General features: G+C 58.5%; 24 protein-coding genes and 1 riboswitch. Of the genes, 8 read left to right on the forward strand and 16 right to left on the reverse strand.

All coding sequences use genetic code 11. The features are described 5' to 3' along the window. Window positions 1-186 precede the first annotated feature (186 nt). The 5 genes from moaE to moaA all read right to left on the reverse strand — a co-directional run bounded on the left by moaE (window position 187) and on the right by moaA (window position 2898). Complete coding sequence (gene moaE / locus ACMYSP_RS05050) at window positions 187-639, reverse strand: molybdopterin synthase catalytic subunit MoaE (protein ID WP_434585835.1); 453 nt, start codon at window positions 637-639, stop codon at window positions 187-189. A gap of 1 nt (window position 640) precedes the next feature. Then, window positions 641-889, reverse strand: a complete 249-nt coding sequence (gene moaD, locus ACMYSP_RS05055; protein WP_434585836.1) for a molybdopterin synthase sulfur carrier subunit — start codon at window positions 887-889, stop codon at window positions 641-643. After that, on the reverse strand, window positions 882-1370 hold the full coding sequence (gene moaC / locus ACMYSP_RS05060) for a cyclic pyranopterin monophosphate synthase MoaC (RefSeq protein WP_434585837.1): 489 nt from the start codon (window positions 1368-1370) through the stop codon (window positions 882-884). Before moaC ends, moaD begins: the two co-directional genes overlap by 8 nt. 3 nt (window positions 1371-1373) lie before the next feature. Then, on the reverse strand, window positions 1374-1886 hold the full coding sequence (gene moaB / locus ACMYSP_RS05065; RefSeq protein ID WP_434585838.1) for a molybdenum cofactor biosynthesis protein B: 513 nt from the start codon (window positions 1884-1886) through the stop codon (window positions 1374-1376). Window positions 1887-1908: 22 nt separating this feature from the next. Next, on the reverse strand, window positions 1909-2898 hold the full coding sequence (moaA, locus tag ACMYSP_RS05070; RefSeq protein ID WP_434585839.1) for a GTP 3',8-cyclase MoaA: 990 nt from the start codon (window positions 2896-2898) through the stop codon (window positions 1909-1911). Beyond that, window positions 2886-3024: riboswitch (molybdenum cofactor riboswitch) on the reverse strand. (Overlaps the previous gene by 13 nt.) A 210-nt stretch (window positions 3025-3234) precedes the next feature. On the opposite strand from moaA, the gene yvcK reads away from it, so the two are divergent. The 4 genes from yvcK to pmrB all read left to right on the forward strand — a co-directional run bounded on the left by yvcK (window position 3235) and on the right by pmrB (window position 7682). Continuing rightward, on the forward strand, window positions 3235-4140 hold the full coding sequence (gene yvcK, locus ACMYSP_RS05075; protein ID WP_434585840.1) for a uridine diphosphate-N-acetylglucosamine-binding protein YvcK: 906 nt from the start codon (window positions 3235-3237) through the stop codon (window positions 4138-4140). 113 nt (window positions 4141-4253) lie between these two features. Then, complete coding sequence (eptA, locus tag ACMYSP_RS05080) at window positions 4254-5897, forward strand: phosphoethanolamine transferase EptA (RefSeq protein ID WP_434585841.1); 1644 nt, start codon at window positions 4254-4256, stop codon at window positions 5895-5897. After that, window positions 5897-6568 (forward strand): two-component system response regulator PmrA, encoded by a 672-nt coding sequence (gene pmrA / locus ACMYSP_RS05085; RefSeq protein WP_174508433.1) that lies wholly within the window; start codon window positions 5897-5899, stop codon window positions 6566-6568. Before eptA ends, pmrA begins: the two co-directional genes overlap by 1 nt. Before the next feature lie 4 nt (window positions 6569-6572). Then, entirely contained in the window at window positions 6573-7682 is a 1110-nt protein-coding gene (gene pmrB, locus ACMYSP_RS05090) for a two-component system sensor histidine kinase PmrB (RefSeq protein ID WP_434585842.1), read from the forward strand. Between the two features lie 219 nt (window positions 7683-7901). Here pmrB and uvrB read toward each other — a convergent pair whose 3' ends face one another. Further along, complete coding sequence (uvrB, locus tag ACMYSP_RS05095; protein ID WP_434585843.1) at window positions 7902-9923, reverse strand: excinuclease ABC subunit UvrB; 2022 nt, start codon at window positions 9921-9923, stop codon at window positions 7902-7904. A 736-nt stretch (window positions 9924-10659) separates the two neighbouring features. On the opposite strand from uvrB, the gene ACMYSP_RS05100 reads away from it, so the two are divergent. Further along, window positions 10660-11382, forward strand: a complete 723-nt coding sequence (locus tag ACMYSP_RS05100) for an ABC transporter ATP-binding protein (RefSeq protein ID WP_434585844.1) — start codon at window positions 10660-10662, stop codon at window positions 11380-11382. On the opposite strand, the gene bioD is transcribed toward ACMYSP_RS05100, so the two are convergent. Genes bioD through bioB form a run of 4 tightly spaced genes read right to left on the reverse strand, consistent with a single transcriptional unit; the run spans window position 11324 to window position 14972 of the window. Beyond that, window positions 11324-12046: a dethiobiotin synthase gene (gene bioD, locus ACMYSP_RS05105; protein WP_434585845.1), complete on the reverse strand. Its 723-nt coding sequence runs from the start codon at window positions 12044-12046 to the stop codon at window positions 11324-11326. The two genes, ACMYSP_RS05100 and bioD, sit on opposite strands and share 59 nt — an antisense overlap. Continuing rightward, window positions 12039-12794 (reverse strand): malonyl-ACP O-methyltransferase BioC, encoded by a 756-nt coding sequence (gene bioC, locus ACMYSP_RS05110; protein ID WP_434585846.1) that lies wholly within the window; start codon window positions 12792-12794, stop codon window positions 12039-12041. The genes bioD and bioC overlap by 8 nt, the downstream gene beginning before the upstream one ends. Further along, window positions 12778-13935, reverse strand: a complete 1158-nt coding sequence (bioF, locus tag ACMYSP_RS05115) for an 8-amino-7-oxononanoate synthase (protein ID WP_434585847.1) — start codon at window positions 13933-13935, stop codon at window positions 12778-12780. The genes bioC and bioF overlap by 17 nt, the downstream gene beginning before the upstream one ends. Next, complete coding sequence (gene bioB / locus ACMYSP_RS05120; RefSeq protein WP_434585848.1) at window positions 13932-14972, reverse strand: biotin synthase BioB; 1041 nt, start codon at window positions 14970-14972, stop codon at window positions 13932-13934. The genes bioF and bioB overlap by 4 nt, the downstream gene beginning before the upstream one ends. 85 nt (window positions 14973-15057) lie before the next feature. Here bioB and bioA point away from each other — a divergent pair, with 85 nt between their 5' ends. Both bioA and ACMYSP_RS05130 read left to right on the forward strand, forming a co-directional pair. Beyond that, window positions 15058-16347, forward strand: a complete 1290-nt coding sequence (gene bioA / locus ACMYSP_RS05125) for an adenosylmethionine--8-amino-7-oxononanoate transaminase (protein ID WP_434585849.1) — start codon at window positions 15058-15060, stop codon at window positions 16345-16347. A gap of 69 nt (window positions 16348-16416) precedes the next feature. Then, window positions 16417-16893: a kinase inhibitor gene (locus ACMYSP_RS05130; RefSeq protein ID WP_434585850.1), complete on the forward strand. Its 477-nt coding sequence runs from the start codon at window positions 16417-16419 to the stop codon at window positions 16891-16893. A gap of 102 nt (window positions 16894-16995) precedes the next feature. On the opposite strand, the gene ACMYSP_RS05135 is transcribed toward ACMYSP_RS05130, so the two are convergent. The 6 genes from ACMYSP_RS05135 to hutI all read right to left on the reverse strand — a co-directional run bounded on the left by ACMYSP_RS05135 (window position 16996) and on the right by hutI (window position 24839). Then, window positions 16996-18384, reverse strand: coding sequence for an amino acid permease (locus ACMYSP_RS05135; protein WP_434585851.1), 1389 nt, complete (start codon window positions 18382-18384; stop codon window positions 16996-16998). 98 nt (window positions 18385-18482) lie between these two features. Next, window positions 18483-20015: a histidine ammonia-lyase gene (gene hutH / locus ACMYSP_RS05140; RefSeq protein ID WP_123756032.1), complete on the reverse strand. Its 1533-nt coding sequence runs from the start codon at window positions 20013-20015 to the stop codon at window positions 18483-18485. Window position 20016: 1 nt separating this feature from the next. After that, on the reverse strand, window positions 20017-21702 hold the full coding sequence (gene hutU / locus ACMYSP_RS05145) for a urocanate hydratase (RefSeq protein ID WP_434585852.1): 1686 nt from the start codon (window positions 21700-21702) through the stop codon (window positions 20017-20019). A 142-nt stretch (window positions 21703-21844) separates the two neighbouring features. Then, window positions 21845-22570: a histidine utilization repressor gene (locus ACMYSP_RS05150; RefSeq protein ID WP_434585853.1), complete on the reverse strand. Its 726-nt coding sequence runs from the start codon at window positions 22568-22570 to the stop codon at window positions 21845-21847. Window positions 22571-22626: 56 nt separating this feature from the next. After that, window positions 22627-23583, reverse strand: coding sequence for a formimidoylglutamase (hutG, locus tag ACMYSP_RS05155; protein ID WP_434585854.1), 957 nt, complete (start codon window positions 23581-23583; stop codon window positions 22627-22629). After that, entirely contained in the window at window positions 23580-24839 is a 1260-nt protein-coding gene (gene hutI / locus ACMYSP_RS05160; RefSeq protein ID WP_434585855.1) for an imidazolonepropionase, read from the reverse strand. The genes hutG and hutI overlap by 4 nt, the downstream gene beginning before the upstream one ends. A 324-nt stretch (window positions 24840-25163) precedes the next feature. On the opposite strand from hutI, the gene ACMYSP_RS05165 reads away from it, so the two are divergent. Beyond that, window positions 25164-26447, forward strand: coding sequence for a putative acyl-CoA thioester hydrolase (locus tag ACMYSP_RS05165; protein ID WP_434585856.1), 1284 nt, complete (start codon window positions 25164-25166; stop codon window positions 26445-26447). The last annotated feature ends 122 nt before the right edge of the window (window positions 26448-26569 follow it).

Genomic DNA, 26569 nt, shown 5'->3' on the forward strand with positions numbered 1-26569 from the left:
TCCTGATTAACACGGTATCTCTGATTAAGAGCCTGGCCCATTAGGCTATTTTATTTGCCATTTTGGTCCTGGGCAGTGCTCACCATCCTCACGTACTGCGTGTACGCTCCGGTTGTTCCGCGCTGTCCGAGCCCAAACTAGCTGCAACAATCTACGCCTACTGGGATAGGCTCTAAGCGTATCACACTACCAGCGCTCTGCCGCCTGACGATCGCTATCGCGGGCGTCCACCCAACGTTCGCCTTCCGGTGTCGCTTCACGCTTCCAGAACGGCGCACGGGTTTTCAGGTAGTCCATAATGAACTCCCCGGCCTCAAAAGCGCTGCTGCGGTGCGCGCTGGTCACGCCGACAAACACAATCTCTTCGCCCGGCCACATTTCGCCGATGCGGTGAATCACCGTCACCCGACCCAACGCCCAGCGCTCCCGCGCCAGTTCGACGATTTCCGCCAGCGACTTTTCCGTCATCCCCGGATAGTGTTCAAGGGTCAGCGCCTTCACGCTATCGCCAAGATTGTGGTTACGCACTTTGCCGGTAAAGGTCACTACCGCGCCGTCTTCATCGCGTTCGGCCAGCCATGGGTATTCGTCACCCACGCAAAAGCGTGCGGGGCTGACGACAATGCGGGTCTGCGTCATCTTAACCCCCCGTGACCGGTGGGAAAAACGCCACTTCGTCACCGGAAGTCACCGGGTGGTCAAAGCGGGTCAACGTCTGATTGACCGCCGCCAGCAGCTTGCCCGCCTCCAGCGCCAGCGCCCAGCGATCGCCCTGGCTGGCGAGCTGCTGGCGAATGGCTTCCACCGTCAGCGGCGCGTCGGCCTCAAGCGTCAGGGCATCGGTACCGACCAGTTCGCGCACCTGAGCAAAAAACAGAACCTTAATCATGGGTCTCGTCCGCCTTAAAATCACCGGATTTGCCGCCGCTTTTCGCCAGCAGGCGAACCGGGCCAATCACCATATCTTTTTGCACCGCTTTGCACATATCGTAAATCGTCAGCGCCGCGACGGAGGCCGCGGTCAGCGCCTCCATCTCGACCCCGGTTTTCCCGGTCAGGCGGCACAGCGTCTCGATGCGTACCCGGTTCTGTTCCGGCAGCGCCTGCAGGTTGACTTCAACCTTGCTCAGCATGAGCGGGTGGCACAGCGGGATCAGCTCCCAGGTCCGTTTGGCGGCCTGAATACCGGCAATACGGGCGGTGGCGAAAACATCGCCTTTATGGTGGCTGCCGTCGACGATCATCGCCAGCGTCGCTGGCTGCATCTCGACCCAGGCTTCGGCCCGGGCTTCACGTACGGTTTCCGCTTTGGCGGAGACGTCCACCATGTGCGCTTCGCCAGCGGCGTTAATATGCGTCAGTTGTGACATCGCTTATTTCTTAAGATGAGAGATAAAGTTGCACGGGCGCGTGCGCGCATCCAGCTGCGGGGCAATGATGTTGTCCCATGCGGTACGGCAGGCTTTGGTTGAACCCGGCATGGCAAAAATCAGGGTATGGTTCGCCACCCCGGCAATGGCCCGGGATTGCAGAGTCGAGGTGCCTATTTCCTCGAAGGAGAGCATGCGAAAGACTTCACCAAACCCTTCCACTTCACGATCGAACAACGGCCGGAGCGCTTCCGGCGCCTGATCGCCATCGGTAAAACCGGTCCCGCCGTTAATCAGCACCACCTGGACGTCATCGCTGGCAATCCACGCTGACACCTGGGCGCGAATGGCATAACGGTTCTCTTTCACGATAGCCTTATCGGCGATGTGGTGGCCCGCCTCCTGCGCCGCGTCACGCAGCCAGTGGCCTGAGGTGTCGTCCTCTTCGCCACGACGGCTGGATACGGTGAGAATAGCAATACGGGTCGGGGTAAACTCAGCGCTGGCCTGACTCATTTGTTCGCTCCTTTAGAATCAATTATCCGCCAATATACGACAGGTTTTGCGTAATACCGGTGTTGCCCTGATGCAGGAAATGGGTTTGCTTTTTATGGGTTAAGGCTTCAGAAATGCGTGCTTCCAGCGCCGCCTGCTGCTGGTCTTCGGCAAGCAGATCGCGTAAATCCACGCCACCGTCGCCAAACAGACACAGATGCAGTTTACCCACCGAGGAGACGCGAAGCCGGTTACAGGTGGCGCAGAAATCTTTCTCGTACGGCATGATAAGGCCAATTTCACCGGCATAATCCGGGTGGCAAAACACCTGCGCCGGGCCGTCACTGCGCTGGCTAATCTGGTGGATCCAGCCGCGGCGCAGCAGCTCATCGCGCAGGACCATGCCGGAGATATGGTGACGGCGAAACAGGTCGCTGCCCTCGCCGGTTTCCATCAGTTCAATAAAGCGCAGCTGGATGCGGCGCGGTTGGATCCACGCCAGGAAGGTGTCGAGCTGATGATGGTTCACATCGCGCATCAGCACGGTATTGACCTTCACTTTTTCGAAACCGGCGGCGAAGGCGGCGTCGATACCGTCCATCACCTGCTGAAATTTATCCTGGCCGGTAATCGCGTGAAACTGACGCGCATCAAGGCTATCGACGCTGACGTTAATCGCCGTCAGCCCGGCGTCACGCCACTGCTGCACGTCACGCGCCAGACGATAGCCGTTAGTGGTAACCGCAATCTGGCGAATAGCACTGTTTTCACGCACCGCGGCAATAATGTCAGCAAAATCACGACGTAACGACGGTTCACCGCCGGTCAGGCGCACTTTCTCCGTGCCGAGGGACGAAAAGGCACGCGTCACGCGACGCACTTCGTCAACGCTGAGAAAGCCTTTGTTGGTGACCGCGCCGGGCTTGTAGCCATCCGGCAGGCAGTAGGTGCAACGAAAGTTACACACATCGGTAATTGACAGGCGCAAGTAATAAAACTTACGCGCAAACGCGTCGGTAAGCTGGGAAGCCATATACACCTTTCCAAATACGGGAGACGCGGTCATTTCTTTCCACGCCCTGGTGACAGGCGGAGCCGTCACGGCCAAAGCACCATATCTTGCGACACAGGTACAGGGGCTAGAGTGTTAACAGGTTAATGCCGATAGTAGCGCGGATACGACGGTTTCGCCATTTTCCATTTCGTTATATAATTATGTATATATCGATACGATCGTGCATTTTCGTTACAGAATAGCCAAAAACCAGGCTTTTGCATTGATATCGGTCAGTTTGTCAGGATCCGCCCATCGTCTTTTAGGGGTAGATCGGTTACTGTGAGCCCGTTTAATTGATATTAAGGAATCTCTATGCGTACTCGTACGTTCGCCGATCTCGATCGCGTGGTGGCACTGGGCGGCGGGCACGGTCTGGGCCGGGTGATGTCGTCGCTCTCTTCGCTCGGATCGCGCCTGACTGGTATTGTCACAACCACCGATAACGGCGGTTCGACGGGTCGTATTCGTCGCTCCGAGGGCGGTATTGCCTGGGGTGATATGCGCAACTGTATTAACCAGTTGATCGCCGAACCCAGCATCGCGTCGGCAATGTTTGAGTATCGTTTTGCCGGTAATGGCGAACTTTCAGGCCATAACCTCGGAAATCTGATGTTAAAGGCGCTCGACCACCTGAGCGTGCGGCCTTTAGAGGCCATCAATTTGATCAGAAATCTGCTGAAAGTGGACGCCTTTTTGATCCCGATGTCGGAACAACCGGTGGATTTGATGGCCATTGACCATGAAGGCCATGAAGTTTACGGCGAGGTCAATATTGACCAGTTGCCCTGCGTCCCGCGAGAACTGATGCTTTTCCCACCGGTGCCCACCACCCGTGAAGCAGTGCAGGCCATTGCACAAGCCGATTTAATCCTGATTGGGCCGGGCAGTTTCTACACCAGCCTGCTGCCTATTCTTCTGTTGGATGAGATGGCCCAGGCCCTGCGCCGCACGCCCGCCGCGATGGTGTTTATCGACAACCTTGGCAAAGAGCACAGCCCGGCCGCCAGCCTGACGCTGGCAGACCGCGTCGGGATTATGGAACACTATATCGGCAAGCAGGTGATTGATGCGCTGATCGTCGGGCAGAACACCGATATCAGCGGTCTGGAGAACCGGACCATCGTTCAGACGCGGCTGGATGCGGTTGATGTTCCCTATCGTCATGACCGGGCGCGCCTGCGCAACGCGCTGGAGGAAGCCATCCAGGCAATGGGTTGATGAACCATAAGATAACGGTGACGCCAGGGCTGCCATCGTTATCTTAAAATCTTAAGGTTGTCTTAAATAAACAGTGGCACCATGGCAACTATCATACTCCCAGGATAGTTGTTATGTCGCTTTTGTCTCTACGTCGGCCGATCATGAGCCGGACGCTGTATCTGATTCTCTTTGCGCTGTATATCGGGCTGCTGCTGAACCTCGCGTTCTATCGCCAGGTCTTCACGCTGTTGCCGGTCAACAGCCTGCATAACTGGTTGGTGTTCCTCAGCATGCCGGTGGTCGCTTTCAGCGTGATGAATATTCTCACGACACTGGCCTCTTTCCTTAAGCTCGACCGTCTGGTTATTAGCCTGTTCATTCTGCTCAGCGCTTCGGCACAGTATTTTATCTGGACCTTCGGAGTGGTGATTGACCGCGCCATGATCACCAACATTCTGGATACCACGCCGGCAGAAAGCTTTGCCCTGATGTCTGGCAAGATGGTCCTGACGCTTGGCTTGTCCGGTGTACTGATGGTCGCGCTGGCCTGGTGGGTAAAAATTGCTAAGCCGAAGACGGTATGGCGCGGCATCCTGATGCGCCTGCTGAGCATCGTTGTCTCTGCGTTGCTGATTATGGTGGTCGCGGCGCTGTTTTATAAAGATTACGCCTCGGTATTTCGCAATAACAAAGAGCTGGTGAAGTCACTGAGCCCGTCGAACAGCATCGTGGCGATTAACTCGTGGTATTCCCATAACAAGATGGACAATCTGCCGCTGGTGAAAATTGGCGAAGATGCCACCCAGAAAGCGGAAATGCGTCAGGGGCCGCGCAAGAATTTAACCATTCTGGTGCTCGGCGAAACCTCACGAGCGCAAAACTTTTCCCTCGGCGGCTACGAGCGCGAAACCAACCCACGCCTGAAACAAGACGATGTGGCCTACTTCGCCAACACCACCTCATGCGGTACCGCCACCGCGGTATCAGTACCCTGCATGTTCTCCAATATGCCGCGCGCCCATTATGATGAAGAACTGGCGCACCATCAGGAAGGCGTGCTGGATATCCTGCAACGCGCCGGCGTTCAGGTGCTGTGGAACGACAATGACGGCGGTTGTAAGGGCGCCTGTGACCGCGTACCCCATCAGAATGTCACCGATCTGAAGCTGACCGGTCAGTGCATCGATGGCGAATGTTACGATGAAGTGCTGTTCCATAATCTGGAGAGCTACATCGATAATTTGCAACAGGACGGTATTATCGTGCTGCACACTATCGGCAGCCATGGTCCGACGTACTACAATCGCTATCCTGCTGAATTCAAGAAATTTACCCCAACCTGCGAGACCAACGAAATCCAGAGTTGTAGCCAGCAGCAGTTGACCAATACATACGACAACACCATCTTGTATGTCGATTATGTGGTGGATAAAGCCATCAAATTATTGCAGTCAAAGCAGGATAAATTTACCACCAGCCTGGTGTATCTCTCCGACCACGGTGAGTCGCTGGGCGAAGATGGAGTCTATTTACACGGACTGCCGTGGTCCATCGCGCCGGATACGCAAAAACATGTGCCGATGCTGATCTGGCTGTCCCCGGATTACCAGCAGCGCTATGGCGTCTCCAACCAGTGTCTGCAACAGAGAGCTAAAACAGATTCTTATTCTCAGGATAATCTGTTCTCCACCCTGCTCGGGCTGCTGGGGGTCAACACCCACGAGTACCGGGCAACTGACGATATTTTAACGCCATGCAGAAGCGAGGCCGGTTGATGAAAATCTTAGTCATTGAAGACGACGCACTCCTGTTACAAGGGTTGATTCTGGCGATGCAAAGCGAGGGGTACGTCTGCGATGGCGTCGCCACCGCCCATGAGGCCGCGCTGTCTCTTGCCAGCAACCACTACAGCCTGATCGTGCTGGATTTGGGTCTGCCGGATGAAGACGGCCTGCACTTCCTGGCGCGCATGCGCCGGGAAAAATTCACCCAGCCGGTACTGATCCTTACCGCCCGCGACACCGTCGACGATCGGATTAGCGGTCTCGATACCGGGGCAGATGACTATCTGGTGAAACCGTTCGCCCTGGAGGAGCTGAATGCCCGCATCCGCGCCCTGCTCCGCCGCCATAATAACCAGGGCGACAATGAGATGTCCGTCGGCGATCTGCGGCTGAACATCACCCGTCGTCAGGTCTGGCTGGGGGATAATGCGCTGGATCTGACGCCGAAAGAGTATGCCCTGCTCTCACGCCTGATGATGAAAGCGGGTAGCCCGGTGCATCGCGAAATCCTCTACAACGATATCTACAGCTGGGACAACGAGCCGGCCACCAACACGCTGGAGGTGCATATCCATAACCTGCGCGATAAAGTCGGCAAGGCCCGTATTCGTACGGTCCGGGGATTTGGCTATATGCTGGTGAAGCAATCAGAGACGGAATAACGCCATGGCACTGTTCAATAGTGAAAACTGGACGATGCGTCATCGCCTGCTGCTGACCATTGGCACCATTCTGGTGGTCTGCCAACTGATCAGCGTCTTCTGGCTGTGGCATGAAAGCAAAGAGCAGATCCAGCTGCTGGTGGCTAGCGCCATTGAAGGACATAACAACCAGAAACACGTTGAGCACGAAGTGCGTGAAGCGGTTGCCAGCTTACTGATCCCCAGCCTGCTGATCGTCGGCCTGGCGCTGTACATCAGCATGCTGGCGGTGAGAAAGATCACCCGTCCGCTGTCGACGCTGCAATGTGAACTCGAAAGCCGCACCCCGGACAACCTGCAGCCCATCACCTTGACGGAGTCGGTACCGGAAGTGACGGCGGTGACGACGGCCATCAATCAGCTGGTGTCCCGACTGAACCTGACGCTCGACCGTGAACGGCTGTTCACCGCCGATGTCGCCCATGAGCTGCGCACGCCGTTAGCCGGTCTGCGCCTGCACCTGGAGCTGATGGCCAGGGCACACAACGTCGAGGTGACGCCGCTGATCCAACGTCTGGACCTGATGACCAACAGCATCTCGCAGCTGTTGCAGCTGGCCCGTGTTGGTCAGTCGTTTTCCGCCGGTAGCTATCAGCGTGTTGCGCTGCGCGAAGATGTGATTGAACCGGTTCGTGATGAGCTGGAGACGATGCTCGAACAACGCCAGCAAACGCTGGAAGTCGTCTGCCTGTCTGAGAGTGGCTGTGAGGACGTGATTGTCTCCGGCGACGCGACGTTATTGCGGGTAGCGCTGCGTAATCTGGTGGAAAATGCCCATCGTTACAGCCCGACAGAGTCGGTAGTCAGAATCTCCATTCAGGCGGGCGCCACGCCGGTTATCGCGGTGGAAGATCAGGGGCCGGGGATTGATGAAGCGAAAAGCGGTGAGCTGAGCAAAGCGTTTGTGCGCATGGACAGCCGCTATGGCGGGATTGGTCTGGGGTTAAGTATTGTGACACGCATCGTCCAGCTACATGATGCCCAGTTCTTTTTACATAACCGCCAGCCGGGCCCTGGTGTACGGGGCTGGATTCTGTTTCCAGAAGTCTCACGTCAGAAGGTCAAAACCCACTGATGGAAAAAGGCGACCACCACGATAAACGCACAGGTGACGGCCAGGTATTCACGGAAGTTTGATTTTTGCATGACACTATCCTCATCAGTATGAGGATAGTGTCGCCTGGCAAGATTAAGCTGACATTAAGCCAGCCAGTAAATGCAGCACGAAAGGTAAAAAATCAACGCGCCGTCACACCGTACTGCCGGTCCAGCGCGATGATTTCCGCAATCCAGGTTACGAAGCGGCAATAAACAGCTCGCGCAGTTGATGCAGCTGGTCGCGTATCTGCGCCGCCTCTTCGAACTCGAGGTTCTGCGCGTGCTGCATCATCAACCCTTCCAGCTCGTGAATTTTCTGCTGCAGCGCTTTCGGCGTCAGCACCACTTCCGGGGTATCTGCCTCGACCGGCGAACGTGATTTGCCGCGCCCTTTGGCTTTGGTCTTAGCGATGTTGCTGCCCAGCGCCAGAATATCGACCACTTTTTTATTCAGCCCCTGCGGGGTAATACCGTGCTCTTCGTTATAGCGCTGCTGTTTCTCACGACGACGCTCCGTCTCGCTGATGGCTTTCGCCATCGAGGCGGTGATCTTGTCGCCATACAGAATCGCTTTACCGTTGATATTACGCGCCGCACGGCCAATGGTCTGAATCAGCGAGCGTTCGGAACGCAGGAAACCTTCTTTGTCAGCATCGAGGATCGCCACCAGTGAGACTTCCGGCATATCCAGCCCTTCACGCAGCAGGTTGATGCCCACCAGCACGTCAAACTCGCCCAGCCGCAGGTCGCGGATGATTTCCATGCGCTCAACGGTGTCGATATCAGAGTGCAGGTAGCGCACGCGCTCGCCGTGCTCTTCGAGGTACTCCGTCAGGTCTTCCGCCATGCGTTTGGTCAGGGTGGTCACCAGTACACGTTCGTTGATGACCACCCGGGTACGAATTTCTGACAGCAGGTCATCAACCTGGGTAGCCACCGGACGCACTTCGATAATGGGATCCAACAACCCGGTCGGACGGACCACCTGATCGACCACCTCATCGCCAGATTTTTCCAGCTCATACGGCCCCGGCGTTGCCGACACGTAGATAGTCTGCGGCGCCAGCGCCTCAAACTCTTCAAATTTCATTGGACGGTTATCCAGCGCGGAAGGCAGTCGGAAGCCGTACTCCACGAGAGTCTCTTTACGCGCCCGGTCCCCACGATACATGCCGCCGATTTGCGGGATGGTGACGTGGGATTCATCGATAACCAGCAAACCGTCTGCCGGCAGGTAATCGAACAGCGTTGGCGGTGGCTCGCCCGGACCACGCCCGGAGAGATAGCGCGAGTAGTTTTCGATGCCGGAGCAGTACCCCAGCTCGTTCATCATCTCGAGGTCAAACTGCGTACGCTGCGACAGCCGCTGCTCTTCCAGCAGCTTATTGTTGTCCAGCAGCACTTTGCGCCTTTCCGCCAGCTCGACTTTGATCTCTTCCATCGCCTGCACAATACGCTCACGCGGCGTGACGTAGTGCGTTTTCGGGTAGATGGTAAAGCGCGGGATGGTGGATTCAACCTGGCCGGTGAGCGGGTCAAACAGCGACAGCCGCTCGACCTCTTCATCAAACAGTTCGATCCGCAGCGCAACGTCGTCTGACTCTGCCGGGAAGACGTCAATTACTTCTCCGCGCACGCGGAAGGTGCCGCGCTGGAAGGCCTGATCGTTGCGGGTATACTGCAGCTCCGCCAGCCGGCGCAAAATCGCGCGCTGGTCGATGAGCATCCCGGTAGTCAGGTGCAGCATCATCTTCAGGTAAAGATCCGGATCGCCCAGGCCGTAAATGGCCGACACCGATGCCACCACCACCACATCGCGCCGCTCAAGCAGCGCCTTGGTCGCCGAGAGGCGCATCTGCTCGATGTGTTCGTTCACCGACGCGTCTTTCTCAATGAAGGTGTCAGAGCTCGGCACGTAGGCTTCAGGCTGATAATAGTCGTAGTAGGAGACGAAATACTCCACCGCGTTGTCCGGGAAGAACTCTTTCATTTCACCGTACAACTGTGCCGCCAGCGTTTTGTTCGGCGCCAGCACCATGGTCGGGCGCTGGAGATCGGCAATCACGTTAGCGATGGTGAAGGTCTTACCCGACCCGGTCACCCCCAGCAGGGTTTGATGCGCCAGGCCATCTTCCAGCCCCTCTTCCAGACGCCGAATGGCTTCCGGCTGGTCACCAGAGGGACGGAATGGGGAATGCAGCGTGAACGTTTTACTCATATGTCTGACCCTGAAGAAGGATGGTACGCCTGGTGGTATGCGGCAGGTGTTTAATTCTACCCTTCGCGCCAGCTTTTGCCAACAAATAATACTGTACATAAAACCAGTATCGCATTATTGTTTATGCTTACCGTGGCGGGAAGATGACTCATTTTGGGGTGAAAGCTGACCATCTTGCAGAATAATCCGCCAGACAGTAGGGTTATCCCCAGAAAAATTTATCATTTAACATTTGTCAAGCAAGGTAATGAATCTTTTATGGCAGCAGGTGACACTTTCCTTACAGCCATTGCTTTTATTCAACTATTTGATATTTAATGATATTAAACAAAAGATGGGTTTCGCGCCAATTCAGCCGCAGGCCGCGTAATCTCTAGCTTACCGCAAGTTCTCTAACTCTAATACACAAGGTTATCCACAGGAATAGTGGATAAGTGTCTGCAGCCCAAGACCACTGCCACCCCGCCGAAATCGACCGGCCGTCAAAAACCAGCGCCTAAAAAAAATTATCGAATTATTTTTGATATTTATCAGCTAAAGACGCCTGCCTTTTTGTTGCTTTCTGCACCATTTTTCATGCGCTTTAGCACCGGGAAAGTGCAACCGTCTCGTTGACCCAGCGCCGTCATGGCCTGTGATACCTGTTCTGACAGAAAAAACCGGAACATCTTTTTCCTGGCAAGAGATTTGCAGAATCTTCATGTCGCTCACTATCCCCGAAAAGGAGAAAACGTCTATGTTGAGTCTACGCGCAGTCAATCAGTATTACGGAAGCCAGCACACACTATGGAATGTCGACCTTGAACTACGGTCCGGCGAGTGCACCTGTGTGATGGGACTTCAGGGAATGGGGAAAACCACGCTCATTAACTGTATTACCGGCCATCTCCCGGTCGCCAGCGGCAGCATGACCTGGCAAGAGATCGGTTCGCCACCCTGCGATATCACGCCGCTCTCCGCGCAATCCCGGGCGATTATTGGCATCGGCTATGTGCCGCAGGACAAGCGGATTTTTTCACAGCTCAGCGTGGAAGATAATCTGCATATTGCGCTAGCAGCCGGCGGCAACCCAGGGGCGGTGGTGAAAGGTGAGATTTACGATTTATTCCCGGATTTGTACGGTCAGCGCCAGCATAAAGGCGCGATGCTGACCGAGGATGACCAGTACCAGTTGGCGCTGGCCAGAGCGCTGATTGTCCAGCCGCGCCTGCTGATCCTTGATGAACCGTCGCGCGGCAGCGGCCATCACTTCATGCATAAGCTGGGGGACTTACTGGTGCGTCTGAACCGCGATATCGGCTTAACGGTGCTGCTCGCTGAACAGCACCTGCCGTTTATTCGCCGGGTGGCGGATCGTTTTTGCCTGCTACACCGTGGGCGTAACGTGGCGCAGGGCAGCGTTATTCAGCTGGATGAACCGCTGCTGGCGCAATGGATGACGCCTGATCCAGCGCGTTAAGGTCAATATACTGTCCGAGGTCGTCGCGCTGCGCGGCGTCCGAAAGCCACGGGATCTCCCCCAAAAACGGCGTCGGCAGCAGGCGTTTCAGGGTCGCCAGATACTCGGTATGGCGCCTGCCCGGCGGCTGAATATCGTTGGCGATCCAGCCGACTAACGGCAGCCCCGCCTGGCGTACCGCCTGGGCGGTGAGCAGCGCATGGTTGATGCACCCCAGTTTGATGCCCACCACCAGAATAACCGGCAGCTGCTCATCGCGTACCCAGTCGGCAAAGGTCAGCGTAGGAGATAGCGGCGTGAACCAGCCGCCAGCACCTTCCACCAACACCCACTCGGCAAGATTTTCCAGCTCGCGCAGACCGGCAGACAGCGCCCCGGCCGTAATCGGCCTCCCCTCCTCCGCGCTCACGATATGCGGTGACGTCGGTTCCTCGAAGGTCAGCGGGTTCACCTGGGCGTAGCTCAGCGCCACGGCGCTGTTGCGCTGCAACGCCAGCGCATCGTCATTGCGCAGCCCCTGCGCCGTCAGCTCGCTTCCGGACGCTACCGGCTTATAGCCCGCGCTTTTCAGCCCCGACAGCTTCGCCGCCTGTAATAACGCGCAGCTGGAGATGGTTTTCCCGACTTCAGTGTCGGTTCCGGTGACAAAAAAACGTTTAGTCACGTTCGATGACTCCTGTAAAAAGATGGTACGTCAGCGGGCACTGGCCCTGCTGTTGTGGCCAGGCCAGCTGCAGCTGATGCAGTTTTCCCCGGCTCAGCGGTGCGGTATGGCGCCCTTGATGCAGATGCGTGGCGCCGATCCCTTTCAACGAGCGCATCGCGCTCAGGGCATCGACAAACGGCAAGCTGATCTCATGGACCTGCCCGACGGCCCGCCGCCCGTTCAGCGCCTCGCGCACCGCCTGCTCGCTGAGAAAGCGATTGGCATGCGGATGATTATCGATGGCGCGCCAGGCCTGATTCAGCTCCGGCAAAGAACCGGACAGCAGCGTGGTAAATGCCACCTTGCCGCCGGGACGCACCACTCGGCACAGCTCGTCAATAGCGCCGACAAGGCTGTCGCACCACTGTACCGCCAGGTTGCTCCAAGCCAGATCGACGCAGGCATCAGGCAGCGGCAGCGACTCGATATCGCCCTCCACGTAACGGTCGGCGCACTGGTCATGCCGCGCCTGGGCCAGCATTTCAGCCGAAAGATCCAGTGCGGTGACCTCGCTTCCCGCCTCGCGCCAGTAGCGGCTCATGCTGCCAGGACCGCAGCCGGCATCCAGCACCGCAGTAAAGGCCCGACCATTGAGCTGATGCAGCAGGCGTGCGGCGCTGATGCGCTGGAGCGCGTCGTGTTGCGAATAATGGCTGGCCGCCCGGCCAAAGGCTGCGGCAACCGCGTGTTTATTGACCCTCGCCATGCAGCACCTCCAGCAGTCGGCTGATGTCAGTGTCGTCATGCGCGGCGGTCAGCGTCAGGCGCAGGCGCGCGCTTCCCGTCGGTACCGTCGGAGGACGAATGGCCGATGCCCAGCAGCCCTGTTCACGCAGACGCGCCGCCAGCCGTAAGGCCCGGCCGTTGTCACCGACAATCAGCGGTTGAATCGCGCTGCGTGATGCGCTCAGCATCCCTGGGAATGTGGCCATGCCGTCGCGGAACTGCGCCACATGACGCGCCAGTTTTTCCCGCCGCTGCTGACCGTCATCGCTGCGGATCACCGCCAGCGCGGCGCTCAGCGCCACTGCCTGAGCCGGCGGCATCGCGGTGCTGTAAATCAGGTGACGGGCAAACTGCAGCAGATAGTCCGCCAGCGCGTCGTCGCACAGCACCGCCGCGCCGCTGACGCCAAAAGCTTTACCGAAGGTCACCACCAGCAGCTCAGGGCGGACGTTCTGCGCATGGCAACTACCGCGCCCCTCCTCACCCACCACACCAATTCCGTGGGCATCATCCACCAGCAGCCAACCGTCGGCGGCCCGGGTCGCCTGAGCAACGGCGGCAAGCGGAGCGCTGTCGCCATCCATGCTGAATACCCCTTCCGTCACCACCAGCTGTTGTCCCGCCAGTGGCTTGTTCAGTAATTCGCTCAGTTGCTGCACGTCGTTGTGCGCAAAACGCCTGAGCGCAGCCGGACTCAGGCTGGCGGCTTCCAGCAGAGAAGCATGGCTCAGCCGGTCCGCCACCGTGCGGTCGTCCTTGCCGAGCAGCGCGGCAATCAGCGCCTGATTGGCGGCAAATCCGGAGATAAACAGCAGCGCGCGCGGATAGCCCAGCCACTCCGCCAACGACGCTTCCAGCTGGTGATGCGCCTCGCTGTAGCCGCTGACATGGCCGGAGCCGCCGCTGCCAACACCGTAGCGCATCGCCCCTTGTTGCCAGGCGGCGATAATTTCCGGGTGTTGACTCAGCCCAAGATAATCATTGCTGGAGAAATTGAGCCAGCGCTGGCCGTCGCGGGTAAGCCAGCGTCCGGCTCCCTGCTCCACCGGCTGACGGTGGCGAAAGGCATCCGCCTCCCGTCGCTCGCTCAGCGCCTGGTCAATACGTTGCTGCCAGCTCATAGCGCCGCCGCGTTGTAATATTCCTCAGTGTCCGGAGTACGTAATACCTGCTCGAGGCGCTGCTGCTGTTCGTTATCGCCTTCCAGAACCGCCGTCTGTTGCGGATTAAGTCCGAGCTTGCGGAACAGCTGCAGGTCTTTGTCCTCTTCCGGGTTTGGCGTGGTCAGCAGTTTGCAACCGTAGAAAATCGAGTTGGCGCCAGCCATAAAGCACATCGCCTGGGTCTGCTCGCTCATCTGCTCACGTCCAGCGGACAGTCGCACATAGGAGGATGGCATCATGATGCGCGCCACCGCGATGGTGCGAATAAAATCAAAGGCATCGACGTCGTCGTTATCGGCCAGCGGTGTCCCCTTAACCTTGACCAACATGTTGATAGGGACGCTTTCCGGCGGCGTCGGCAGGTTTGCCAGTTGCAATAGCAGCCCGGCGCGGTCTTTCTCCGTTTCGCCGAGGCCGACGATCCCGCCTGAACAGACCTTAATCCCGGCATCGCGCACTTTGTCGAGGGTATCCAGACGCTCCTGGTAGGTACGGGTAGTGATGATGTTGCCGTAGAATTCCGGTGAGGTATCCAGGTTGTGGTTGTAGTAGTCCAGACCGGCTCCCGCCAGACGCTGTGCCTGGTCATCGGTCAGGGTGCCGAGGGTCATACAGGACTCCAGCCCCATCGCCTTGACCCCTTTGACCATCTGCTCGAGATACGGCATATCGCGCTCGTGCGGGTTTTTCCACGCGGCCCCCATGCAAAAACGGGTTGAACCGGCGTTTTTCGCCTGACGCGCTGATTCCAGCACCTGCTCCACTTCCATCAGGCGCTCAGATTCCAGCCCGGTTTTGTAGCGTGCGCTCTGCGGACAATATTTGCAGTCTTCCGGGCAGGCGCCGGTTTTAATCGACAGCAGCGTACTGACCTGGACCTGGCGCGGGTCAAAGTGCTGGCGGTGGATCTGCTGCGCTTCAAACAGCAGCTCCAGGAATGGTTTATTAAATAACTCAGTAACTTGCGACATTGTCCAGCGTGCGTGGTGAGCCATTGGCCTCTCCAAAGGGTTTTGTTAATTGTCGGTTCGGTTTATACTCGTAAACCTAAATGTTTTCATAATGGTTTACAAGTCGCTTATGACAACGGACGATCTCGCCTTCGATCGGCGCCACATCTGGCACCCCTATACCTCAATGACTTCCCCTTTGCCGGTTTATCCGGTGGTGGCTGCTCACGGCTGCGAGCTGTCCCTCGCCAGCGGTGAGCAGCTGGTTGACGGCATGTCGTCATGGTGGGCGGCGATCCACGGCTACAATCACCCGCGCCTGAACGCGGCGATGAAAGCGCAGATTGACCAGATGTCACACGTGATGTTTGGCGGCATTACCCACCCTTCGGCAGTCGCACTGTGCCGTCAGCTGGTGGCGATGACCCCGGCATCGCTGGAGTGCGTGTTCCTCGCCGACTCCGGCTCGGTGGCGGTGGAAGTGGCAATGAAAATGGCCCTGCAGTACTGGCAGGCGAAAGGCCAGCCGCGCCAACGGTTTTTGACGTTCCGCAACGGCTATCACGGCGACACCTTTGGCGCGATGTCGGTCTGCGATCCGGACAACTCCATGCACAGCCTGTGGCAGGGTTATCTGCCGGATAACCTGTTTGCCCCGGCGCCCCAGAGCCGCTTTGACGGGGAATGGGATGAGCGGGATATGGTGGCATTTGCCCGACTGATGGCGGCCCATCGCGAAGAGATTGCCGCGGTGATCCTCGAACCGATAGTCCAGGGGGCGGGCGGAATGCGGATGTATCACCCGCAGTGGCTGAAGCGCATTCGTCAGATGTGCGACCGTGAAGGCATCCTGCTGATTGCCGATGAGATCGCCACCGGATTTGGCCGTACCGGCAAGCTGTTTGCCTGCGAACACGCAGGAATTGCGGCGGATATTCTGTGTCTCGGTAAAGCGCTGACCGGCGGGACCATGACGCTGTCGGCCACCCTGACCACCCGGGACGTTGCGGAGACCATCAGCAATGGTGAAGCGGGCTGCTTTATGCACGGCCCGACGTTTATGGGCAACCCGCTGGCCTGCTCGGTGGCGGCTGAAAGCCTGAGCATCCTCCAGACCGGCGAGTGGCAGCAGCAGGTGGCGGCCATTGAAACACAGCTCAACGCCGAACTGGCCCCGGCGCGGGAATCACCGCTGGTGGCCGATGTCCGGGTGCTGGGCGCCATCGGGGTGGTGGAGACCCGCCGCCCGGTCAACATGGCGGCACTGCAGCGGTTCTTCGTCGAGCAAGGGGTATGGATCCGCCCGTTCGGCCGCCTGATTTACCTGATGCCGCCGTATATCATTACGCCAGAACAATTGAGTCGCCTGACGCAGGCGGTGAACGCTGCGGTTCAGGAAGAAATATTTTTTAGCGAATAAGGGACGGTAATGCTGCGCCACACGCGCTACACTTCTTTGCTAATCAGTAGATTAACCTGAGGAGAGGCGATGAAATTAATCAGTCATGATTTGCTGGATGGCGCAAAGCTGCCCAATCGTCATGTATTCAACGGCATGGGCTACGATGGCGACAATATTTCACCCCATCTGGCGTGGGACGAAGTCCCTGAGGGAACCAAAAGCTTCGTGGTGACCTGCTTTGACCCGGATGCGCCGACCGGCTCCGGCTGGTGGCACTGGATTGTGGCCAACCTTCCTGCTGATACCCGCGTTTTGCCGCAGGGTGCCGGTTCAGGTCAGGCGGAACTGCCCGAAGAAGCGATTCAGACCCGCACCGATTTCGGCCTGCCGGGCTACGGCGGCGCGGCGCCGCCGAAGGGAGAAAGCCATCGCTATATCTTTACCGTACATGCGCTGGATGTTGATAAAATTGATGTCGATGAAGGCGCCAGCGGCGCGATGGTTGGCTTTAACGTCCATTTCCATTCTTTGGGCAGCGCATCCCTCACCGCACTGTTTATCTAACCCCCGGATGGCGGCGTAAACGCCTTATCCGGGCTACAGATTCGTGCGATTTGGTAGCCCGGGTAAGGCGTCAGCCGCCACCCGGGAAAACCAAAACAATGACTACTCTGTTACCGCCAGCACGGCATTTTTGCGCACTCGCGCAAACCATACCGTGGTCAGCAGCCCCAGCCAGACCAGACCGGCGATCAGCGCGATACGCGTCTCTTCGACCATGCCCAGCACCGCAATAACCATCCCCATAAACAGCAGCGTCAGCAGCGGTGCCACCGGCCAGAACGGCACCGGGAACTCAATCTGACGACGCTCTTGCTCCGACAAACCGCGACGCATGGCAAAGTGCGACAGCAGGATCATCAACCACACCCACACCGTGGCAAATGCCGCCAGAGAGGCAATCAGCACGAACACCTGCTCCGGCATCAGGTAGTTCAGCACCACCGCCGCCAGCAGCGCCACGCCCATCACCACCACCGTCATCCACGGCACGCCGTTGCTGGCGATGCGCAGGAAGCTTTTCGGTGCCATCCCCTCTTTGGCCATGCCGTACATCATGCGACCGGCGCCAAAGATATCGCTGTTAATCGCCGAAATACTGGCGCTGATGACGATGATATTCAGGATGGTTGCCGCCGCAGGGATCCCCAGGCCGCTAAAAATCAACACGAAAGGACTGCCCTGCTCGCCGAAGCTGTTCCACGGGAAAATCGCCATCAGGATCGCCAGCGTACAGACGTAGAACAGCACGATACGCAGCGGGATGGTATTGATGGCCTGCGGGATCACCTTCTTCGGGTTCTGCGCTTCGGCGGCGGTGACGCCGATAATTTCAACGCCACCAAAGGCGAACATCACGATCCCCAGCGAGGCGATTATCCCCTGCCAGCCGTTCGGGGCAAAACCGCCGTGGCTCCACAGGTTTTCCAGCCCGGTCGCCGGGAAGCTGTTACCAAAGCCAAAGAAGATGATGCTGCCGCCCGCGACGATCATCGCGATAATCGCCACGACTTTCACCAGCGACAGCCAAAACTCCATTTCGCCGAAGATGCGCACGTGGCACAGGTTCATCGCGCCAATGAAGAAGATAATGCTCAGCACCCAAATCCAGCGCGGCACATCGGGGTACCAGAGCCCCATGTAGATACCAAACGCGGTGACGTCCGCCAGAGCGACGATCACCATCTCGAAGGTGTAGGTCCAGCCGGTAATAAACCCGGCCAGCGGCCCGAGATACTGCCGGGCATAGCTACCGAAGGAGCCGGAAACCGGCTGGCGTACCGCCATTTCCCCCAGCGCACGCATGACGATAAATACTGCCAGGCCGCCGATCAGATAGGCCAGCAGGACCGCCGGTCCCGCGGCTTTGATCGCGGCCGAAGAACCATAAAACAGCCCGGTCCCGATAGCGGAACCCAGCGCGATAAAACGAATATGTCGGGCATTCAGCCCGCGCAGCAGGTGTGGCTTTTGTGGCGATGGTTGTTGTTGCATATGCGAGTGTCCTGATAATTTTTGTATGACGACAAATATGCGTGTAGGACGGTCGGGGGGAGATTATCCCCCCAACACGGGTACAGAAATACGAAGGGTCAGATCTGACCAGGCAAGATGGCAGGAAGCAGTCGGGTCAGGTGGCGTGCCGCCAGCAGGGCGATAGCCTGTTCAATATCCGGCGCGAAGAAACGATCCTGGGTGTAATGCGAGACCCGTTCACGCAGCAGATGGCGGGCCTCTTCCAGCAGCGGGCTGCTGGCCAGTCCTTCGCGCATGTCCAGCCCCTGCACCGCGGCCAGCCACTCGACGGCCAGCACGCCGCGGGTGTTTTCAGCCATCGCCCACAGACGACGCCCGGCAGCCGGTGCCATAGAAACGTGATCCTCCTGGTTTGCCGAAGTCGGCAGGCTGTCAACACTGTGCGGATGCGACAACGCTTTGTTCTCGCTGGCCAGCGCGGCGGCGGTGACCTGGGCAATCATAAAGCCGGAGTTCACACCGCCATTTTTGACGAGGAACGGCGGCAGCTGCGACATATGGCTGTCCATCATCAGCGCAATACGGCGCTCTGACAGCGAACCGATTTCAGCGATCGCCAGCGCAAGATTGTCTGCGGCCATCGCCACCGGCTCGGCGTGGAAGTTGCCGCCAGAGATAACCTCGTTCTCACTGGCAAAGACCAGCGGGTTATCGGAGACCGCGTTGGCTTCAACCAGCAGAACCTCAGCGGCCTGGCGAATCTGGGTCAGGCAGGCGCCCATCACCTGCGGCTGACAGCGCAGAGAGTACGGGTCCTGGACTTTCGTACAGTTATGATGCGACCGGGAAATTTCGCTGTCCTCGGTCAGCACGTGGCGATACAGTGCCGCTGCATCAATTTGCCCGCGTTGGCCACGCGCATCGTGGATACGCGGGTCAAACGGACGACGGGAGCCTAGCGCGGCTTCGGTGGTTAATGCACCGCACACCACCGCTCCGGCAAACAGATCTTCCGCTTCAAACAGGCCACGCAGGGCAAACGCCGTTGACGCCTGAGTGCCGTTGAGCAGCGCCAGCCCCTCTTTTGCCGCAAGGGTAATCGGCGCCAGGCCGACTTTTTCCAGCGCCTGACGAGCGGGCATCCACTCGCCGTCAACGCGTGCTTTGCCCTCACCCAACAAGGTCAGCGACATGTGAGCCAGCGGCGCCAGGTCACCGGAAGCACCAACCGATCCTTTCGCCGGGATCCACGGCGTAACGCCTTTGTTCACCAACTGAATCAAGGCCTGAATCACGCTCAGACGAATACCGGAGAAGCCACGAGAGAGGCTGTTGATCTTCAGCACCATAATCAGGCGCGCCATCTCATCATCCAGCGGTTCGCCAATCCCCGCCGCGTGGGACAACACCAGCGAGCGCTGCAGGTTTTCCAGGTCGTCCGTCGAAATCCGCGTTTGCGCCAGCAGACCAAAACCGGTGTTAATGCCGTAGGCCGTACGCCCTTCTGCCAGAATCGCGTTGACGCAAGCTACGCTCTCATCAATGGCGGCAAACGCGCGTTCATCCAGGGTCAGCGTCAGCGGCTGGAGATATACCTCGCGCAGCTGCGCCAGACTCAGTTGACCAGGAATCAGTGTTAAGTTTTTCATTTCAGCGTTGCCCCTGCGTTGCTGCCACCATAGGAAGATTCAGACCTTGTTCTGCTGCGCACTCAATCGCGATGTCATAACCGGCATCGGCATGGCGCATTACCCCGGTCGCCGGGTCGTTATGCAGCACACGGGCGATGCGCGCGGCGGCATCGTCGGTACCGTCACAGACGATAACCATCCCGGAGTGCTGTGAGAAGCCCATTCCTACGCCACCGCCGTGGTGCAGTGACACCCAGGTGGCGCCGCTGGCGGTATTCAACAGCGCATTCAACAGCGGCCAGTCGGACACGGCGTCCGACCCGTCACGCATCGATTCGGTTTCACGGTTCGGGCTGGCTACCGAGCCGGAGTCCAGATGGTCACGACCAATGACAATCGGCGCGGAAACTTCACCGCTGCGCACCATTTCGTTAAAGGCCAGCCCCAGTTTCTGCCGCCACTCCAGTCCCACCCAGCAAATACGCGCCGGCAGCCCCTGGAAACTGATGCGCTCACGCGCCATATCCAGCCAGTGGTGCAAATGATGATCGTCGCTGATGATCTCTTTCACTTTGGCATCGGTTTTATAGATATCCTGCGGATCGCCGGAAAGCGCCACCCAACGGAACGGGCCGATGCCGCGGCAGAACAGCGGACGAATATAGGCCGGGACGAAACCAGGGAAGTCGAAGGCGTTTGTCACCCCCATCTCCTGGGCCATCTGGCGAATGTTGTTGCCGTAGTCGAAGGTCGGGATGCCCATTTCATGGAAGGCCAGCATCGCCTGAACGTGGTCAGCCATGGCGCGTTTGGCCGCCTCAATGGTGCCCTGCGGATCGGAGACCGCTTTTTCCTGATACTCTTCCCAGCTCCAGCCCTTCGGCAGATAGCCGTGCAGCGGGTCGTGGGCGCTGGTCTGGTCGGTGACCATATCCGGGCGCACGCCACGTTTCACCATTTCCGGCACGATTTCGGCGGCGTTGCCGCACAGCGCGATGGAGATAGCCCGGCCTTCTGCGGTGTATTTCTTGATACGCGCCAGCGCATCATCCAGCGAGGTCGCCTGCTCGTCGACGTAGCGGGTACGCAGACGGAAATCAATGCGGCTCTGCTGGCATTCGATGTTCAGCGAGCAGGCCCCGGCGAGGGTCGCCGCCAGCGGCTGCGCGCCCCCCATGCCGCCCAGACCGGCAGTCAGTACCCAGCGCCCTTTGAGGCTGCCCTGATAATGCTGACGACCCGCTTCGACGAAGGTTTCATAGGTGCCCTGCACGATGCCCTGGCTGCCGATATAGATCCAGCTGCCGGCGGTCATCTGTCCGTACATCGCCAGACCTTTCGCGTCCAGTTCGTTGAAATGTTCCCAGGTGGCCCAGTGCGGTACCAGGTTGGAGTTGGCAATCAGCACGCGCGGTGAATTTTCATGGGTTTTAAAAACGCCAACCGGTTTGCCGGACTGCACCAGCAGTGTCTCATCGCTCTCCAGGTTTTTCAGCGCCTTCACGATAGCGTCATAGCATTCCCAGTTGCGCGCCGCGCGACCAATGCCGCCGTAGACCACCAGCTCATGCGGGTTCTCGGCAACATCGGGATCAAGGTTATTCATTAGCATGCGCAGCGGTGCTTCGGTCAACCAGCTCCGGGCATTCAACGTTGTGCCTCGCGGTGCACGTACGTCTTGCTGGCGATATTTGCTTTGCGACATCGGGGGTTCTCCTGACAATGAACGTTGTTGATGTAGATACATATACTTGTCTATACAAGCATGCGCAAGCCAGGATTTAACAGAAATGATACAATTTTGCTATATTGCGTCAGCAATCACGTTTTACTGACGCCGGGTATTATCAGGAGCCAAAATGCCCCTGCAGCCGGTAACGACTGCCTGGGAACAGGAGACGGGCGTGGGAGACAATGTGGGTGGTAGACCAGGTGCGACGACGGATCAACAGGCAGGGATCGTGGGCATGGATATGCAGCAGCTCGCACTCTCGTGCGCTGGCCTGCACCGCTTCGACAATGTGCTCACCTTCGGTGAGCGGCGCAATCAGCGACAGGTAATCATGCGGGGTGGTCAGGGTATAGTCCTGATGGAGATACGCCGGGACTACCGCCGCGTTCACGCAGCGGTCCTCAATCTGCACCGGAATATCATTTTCGAAATGGACCATCAGCGAATGGAAAATCCGCGTCCCCTCGGCGACGTTCAGCGCCGCCGACTGAACCAGATCCGCCTCGGTCTCCTCCAGCAGCAGAACCTCGCAGCGGTGCTGATGGTGACGGGCGGCGATTTCGTCGGCGATGCTGCGGACTTCAAACAGCGCAGACTGTCCCTTCGGCTCCGCCACAAAAGTGCCCACCCCCTGCAACCGGACCAGTAAACCTTCATCCGTGAGTTCACGCAGCGCCCGATTGATGGTCATACGGCTAAAGCCAAACTGCGCCACCAGCTCCGCCTCGGAGGGAATTCGGTCATGAGGACGCCAGACCCCACGTTGGATCTTTTCGCTGATCGCCTGCTTAACCTTTTCATAGAACGGGGCAGGCGCGGTTCGAGGTTGTGGTGAAAACATAGCCTGGCTTTCCTTATTCGCAATGGGCGGCAAAACGATCACAATATACTGAATCGTCAGCGCCACCAATGGGCGATTTGCCACGCCAGCCTCGCCGCCGCGCGGGCGCCCTGGCTGTCGATGTCAAACTGCGGATTAAATTCCACCAGATCCACCGCCTGTAGCTTCCCGCTGCGACACAGCGGTTCGACGATCCGCAGCAGCGTCGCCAGCGGCACGCCCAGTGCGGCGGGCGCCGACACCGCCGGCATTTCGCGCGCCGGGAGCACGTCCAGGTCGATGGTCAGGTAGAGTCTGTCGTAGCACGCAATATTGCGCGCGATTTCCGGCATCACGCGTGATTCAAAAGCTTCCAGCACCTCGAGGTCTTCAATCACCTGCACCTGACGGCGCGCGGCTTCGTCCCACAGCGCCTGGGTATTCGCCGCCCGGCTGACGCCTATGCAGGTATAGTGAAAACCACGCTGCTGCGCCTCGCAGGTCAGTGCCAGTTGGCGGAACGGCGTTCCCGAACTGGCCTGCTCGCTCACACGTAAATCCAGGTGCGCATCGAGGTTGATAATCCCGACTTTTTCGCCCGGAAAAGCGTCAAGCACCCCGGCCCCATGAGCGAAGGCGGTTTCATGCCCGCCCCCCAGCACCAGCGTACGCTTGCCTGCTTGCTGGCAGGCCATTACCGCGTCGCGCAACGCCTGCTGGGCCGCCTCCAGCGCGTCACCCACAACGCTGATGGTCCCCATATCCACGCAGCGCTCGTGACCGCGATGGCTGGCCATATTCGCCAGCGCCCGACGTAAAGCCTCCGGCCCTTTTTCCGCACCGGTGCGCCCGCGATTGCGTCGTACCCCGGCATCGCAAGCGAATCCCAATAGCGCGATATCCCCTGCCAGCGCGGCGGGTGTAAAGGCTTCGGCGCGCACGATGGTCTGAAACAGGCGCAGCGCATTAGCGGCTTCCGCGCTGTCGTCTCGCCCTTGCCAGATATCCGTGGGCGTTGGTTGCCATAACATCATTGTATTTCTCCTCGCACGACGCGATGCCAGAGCGGACTGCGCCCGGGTTCATACACCATCTCCACCGGATGTTCGGCGTCCCAGATAGCAAAGTTAGCGACAAACCCCTCAGCCAGCTGGCCGTGGCTGTTGTGCCGCCCCAGCGCCTGCGCGGCATGACGGGTCACCCCGGCCCACGCCTCTTCCGGCGTCAGGCCAAACTTCACGCAGGCCATATTCATCGCCAGATGCAGGCTGGCAAAAGGGCTGGTACCCGGGTTGTAGTCGGTCGCCACCGCCATCGGGACCTGATACTGCCGCAGCAGTTCGACCGGCGGTTTGCGGGTTTCATTAAGGAAGTAGAACGCGCCGGGCAGCAGCACCGCCACCGTCGCGCTGCGGCTCATCGCCGCGACACCCTCTTCCGTCAGATACTCAATATGGTCGGCAGAGAGGCCACGATAGCGGCTCACCAGCTGCGCCCCGCCAAGGGAAGAAAGCTGTTCCACGTGACCGCGAACCGGAATACCGTGCGCCTGAGCGACCTGGAAGACGCGTTCGGTTTGCTGCGGGCTGAAGCCGACGTTTTCACAGAACACGTCCACGCTTTCAAACAGTCCCTCTTGCCACAGCGTCGGCAGCAGGGTGTCGCACACCAGCGTAATGTAGTCGTCCGGGCGGTCTTTATACTCCGGCGGCGTGGCGTGAGCGGACAGCAGCGTTGGCGAAAGCTCCAGCCCATTATTTTCGCCGAGCCGGCGCGCAACCCGCAGCATTTTGCGTTCGTTTTCCAGATCCAGCCCGTAGCCGGACTTAATCTCCAGCGTGGTCACCCCTTCGCGCAGCAGGCGGTCCAGCCGCTGCTGGGCCAGAGCCAGCAGCTGTTCATCACTGCTTTCGCGGGTAGCGCGCACCGTGGAGTTAATGCCGCCGCCGTTGGCGCTGATCGTCTGGTAAGAGACGCCGTTCAGCCGCTGCTCCCACTCCTGCGCCCGGCTGCCGCCGAAGACCAGATGGGTATGGCAGTCAATCAGCCCCGGCGTCAGCAATCTGCCGCCCAGATCGATGCTCCGCCCGGCCGGGGCGTCATGTTCAGGCACAATGGCTTCAATCCGACCATCGCGCACCAGCAGCACGTGGTGGTCCCGCAAGCCATAGGGTTGTGAGTCGTGAGGGTTCAGGGTGGCGAGGCGAGCATTTCGCCAGATAACGCGTTCGGAGGTGGCTTCAGTCATACCGGTCAACTTGTCATGGGTTGTATAGACATTTATTTTCATTCCGCGTGGAATGTCAATCAACGCGGGGGTAATTGTTATTTTTTTGTGACCAAACACGAGGGAAGCCCGGTGAATCTCAACGATTTACGCTAACTTTTTAACGCTGCGTCTTCCCGTTTCGCTTAACTTAGTATAAAAAGCAGGTTTTAAAGGACGTTATACGCGTAATTCATTCCTTATCGGCCTGACGCCGTCTGGATGTTTTTTGTATAATGCCTACCCAAATCATTCGGGTTGCTTTAAGGCGAAAATCAACACCTGCGCCGATAGAAAGGCAACCTGAAGAATGACAGGTCTTGTTAATTGATTCTTGCCCGGAGCAACATGAACACATTCTCAGTATCTCGCCTGACGCTGGCACTGGCCTTCGGCGTGACGTTGTCCGCCTGTAGCTCAACCCCTGCCGACCAACGGCCTTCGACGCAGGCTGCGCCGGGTACCGCCTCTCGCCCGGTATTAACCGCCGATGAAGCGAAAAACTTCACCCAGGCCAGCTATTTCCAGTCTCTGGATCCGAATGCGGCGGCGTGGACCCCATCGGCTATCAGCACACCGGCACAGCCTGACTTCGTGGTCGGCCCGGCAGGCGGCCAGGGCGTAACCCATACCACCATCCAGGCCGCGGTAGATGCCGCTATCGCACGCCACTCTGACCGTCGTCAGTATATTGCGATCCTGCCTGGCGAATACGCAGGCACCGTGTATGTTCCGGCCGCCCCTGGCGCGCTGACCCTGTACGGTACCGGCGAAAAACCGCTGGACGTAAAAATCAGCCAGGCCATTGATTCCGAGATGGACCTGAACACCTGGCGCCATCTGGTCAACCCGGCCGGTAAATATATGCCGGGCAAACCGGCGTGGTACATGTTTGACAGCTGCCAGAGCAAACGCGCGGCCACCGTGGGCGTGATGTGCTCAGCGGTATTCTGGTCACAGAACAACGGCCTGCAGTTGCAGAACCTGACCATCGCCAACAACCTGGGCGACAGCGTCGATGCCGGTACTCACCAGGCGGTTGCCCTGCGCAGCGACGGTGACCAGGTGCAGGTTAACAAGGTCAACATCCTCGGTCGTCAGAACACCTTCTTCGTCACCAACAGCGGCGTGCAGAACCGTCTGCAGAACGATCGTCAGACCCGCACGCTGGTGAGCAACAGCTACATTGAAGGCGATGTGGATATCGTGGCCGGCCGCGGCGCCGTGGTGTTTGATAACACCGAGTTCCGCGTCGTCAATTCCCGCACGCAGAAAGAAGCCTACGTCTTTGCGCCGGCAACCCTGAAGAGCGTCACCTATGGCTTCCTGGCCGTCAACAGCCGCTTTACCGCTTCCGGCGATGGCGTGGCGCAGCTGGGTCGTTCTCTGGACGTCGACGGCAACACCAATGGTCAGGTTGTTATCCGCGACAGCGCGATCAACGAAGGCTTCAACGTCGCCAGACCGTGGGCCGATGCGACGGTATCGAACCGCGCATTTAGCGGCAACACCGGTGCAGCAGACGAGAAAGGCGCTGTGCAGCGTAATCTCAACGACAACAGCTTCAACCGCATGTGGGAATACAACAACCGCGGCGTGGGCAGCGTGATTGTCGCCGAGCCAAAACAGTAAATCTTATCAAGGGGGAGCCTCTCCCCCTTTTTCTGCTATCCCGCTGTACGCCCTCGACCGAACCTCAGGTCTGATAACCAAAAATATCTTCCGAATAAAAATCCCCGCAGCCGCGTTTACTC

Origin of the sequence: Klebsiella sp. R390 (genome assembly GCF_051131745.1) — a bacterium.
Classification (GTDB): domain Bacteria; phylum Pseudomonadota; class Gammaproteobacteria; order Enterobacterales; family Enterobacteriaceae; genus Klebsiella.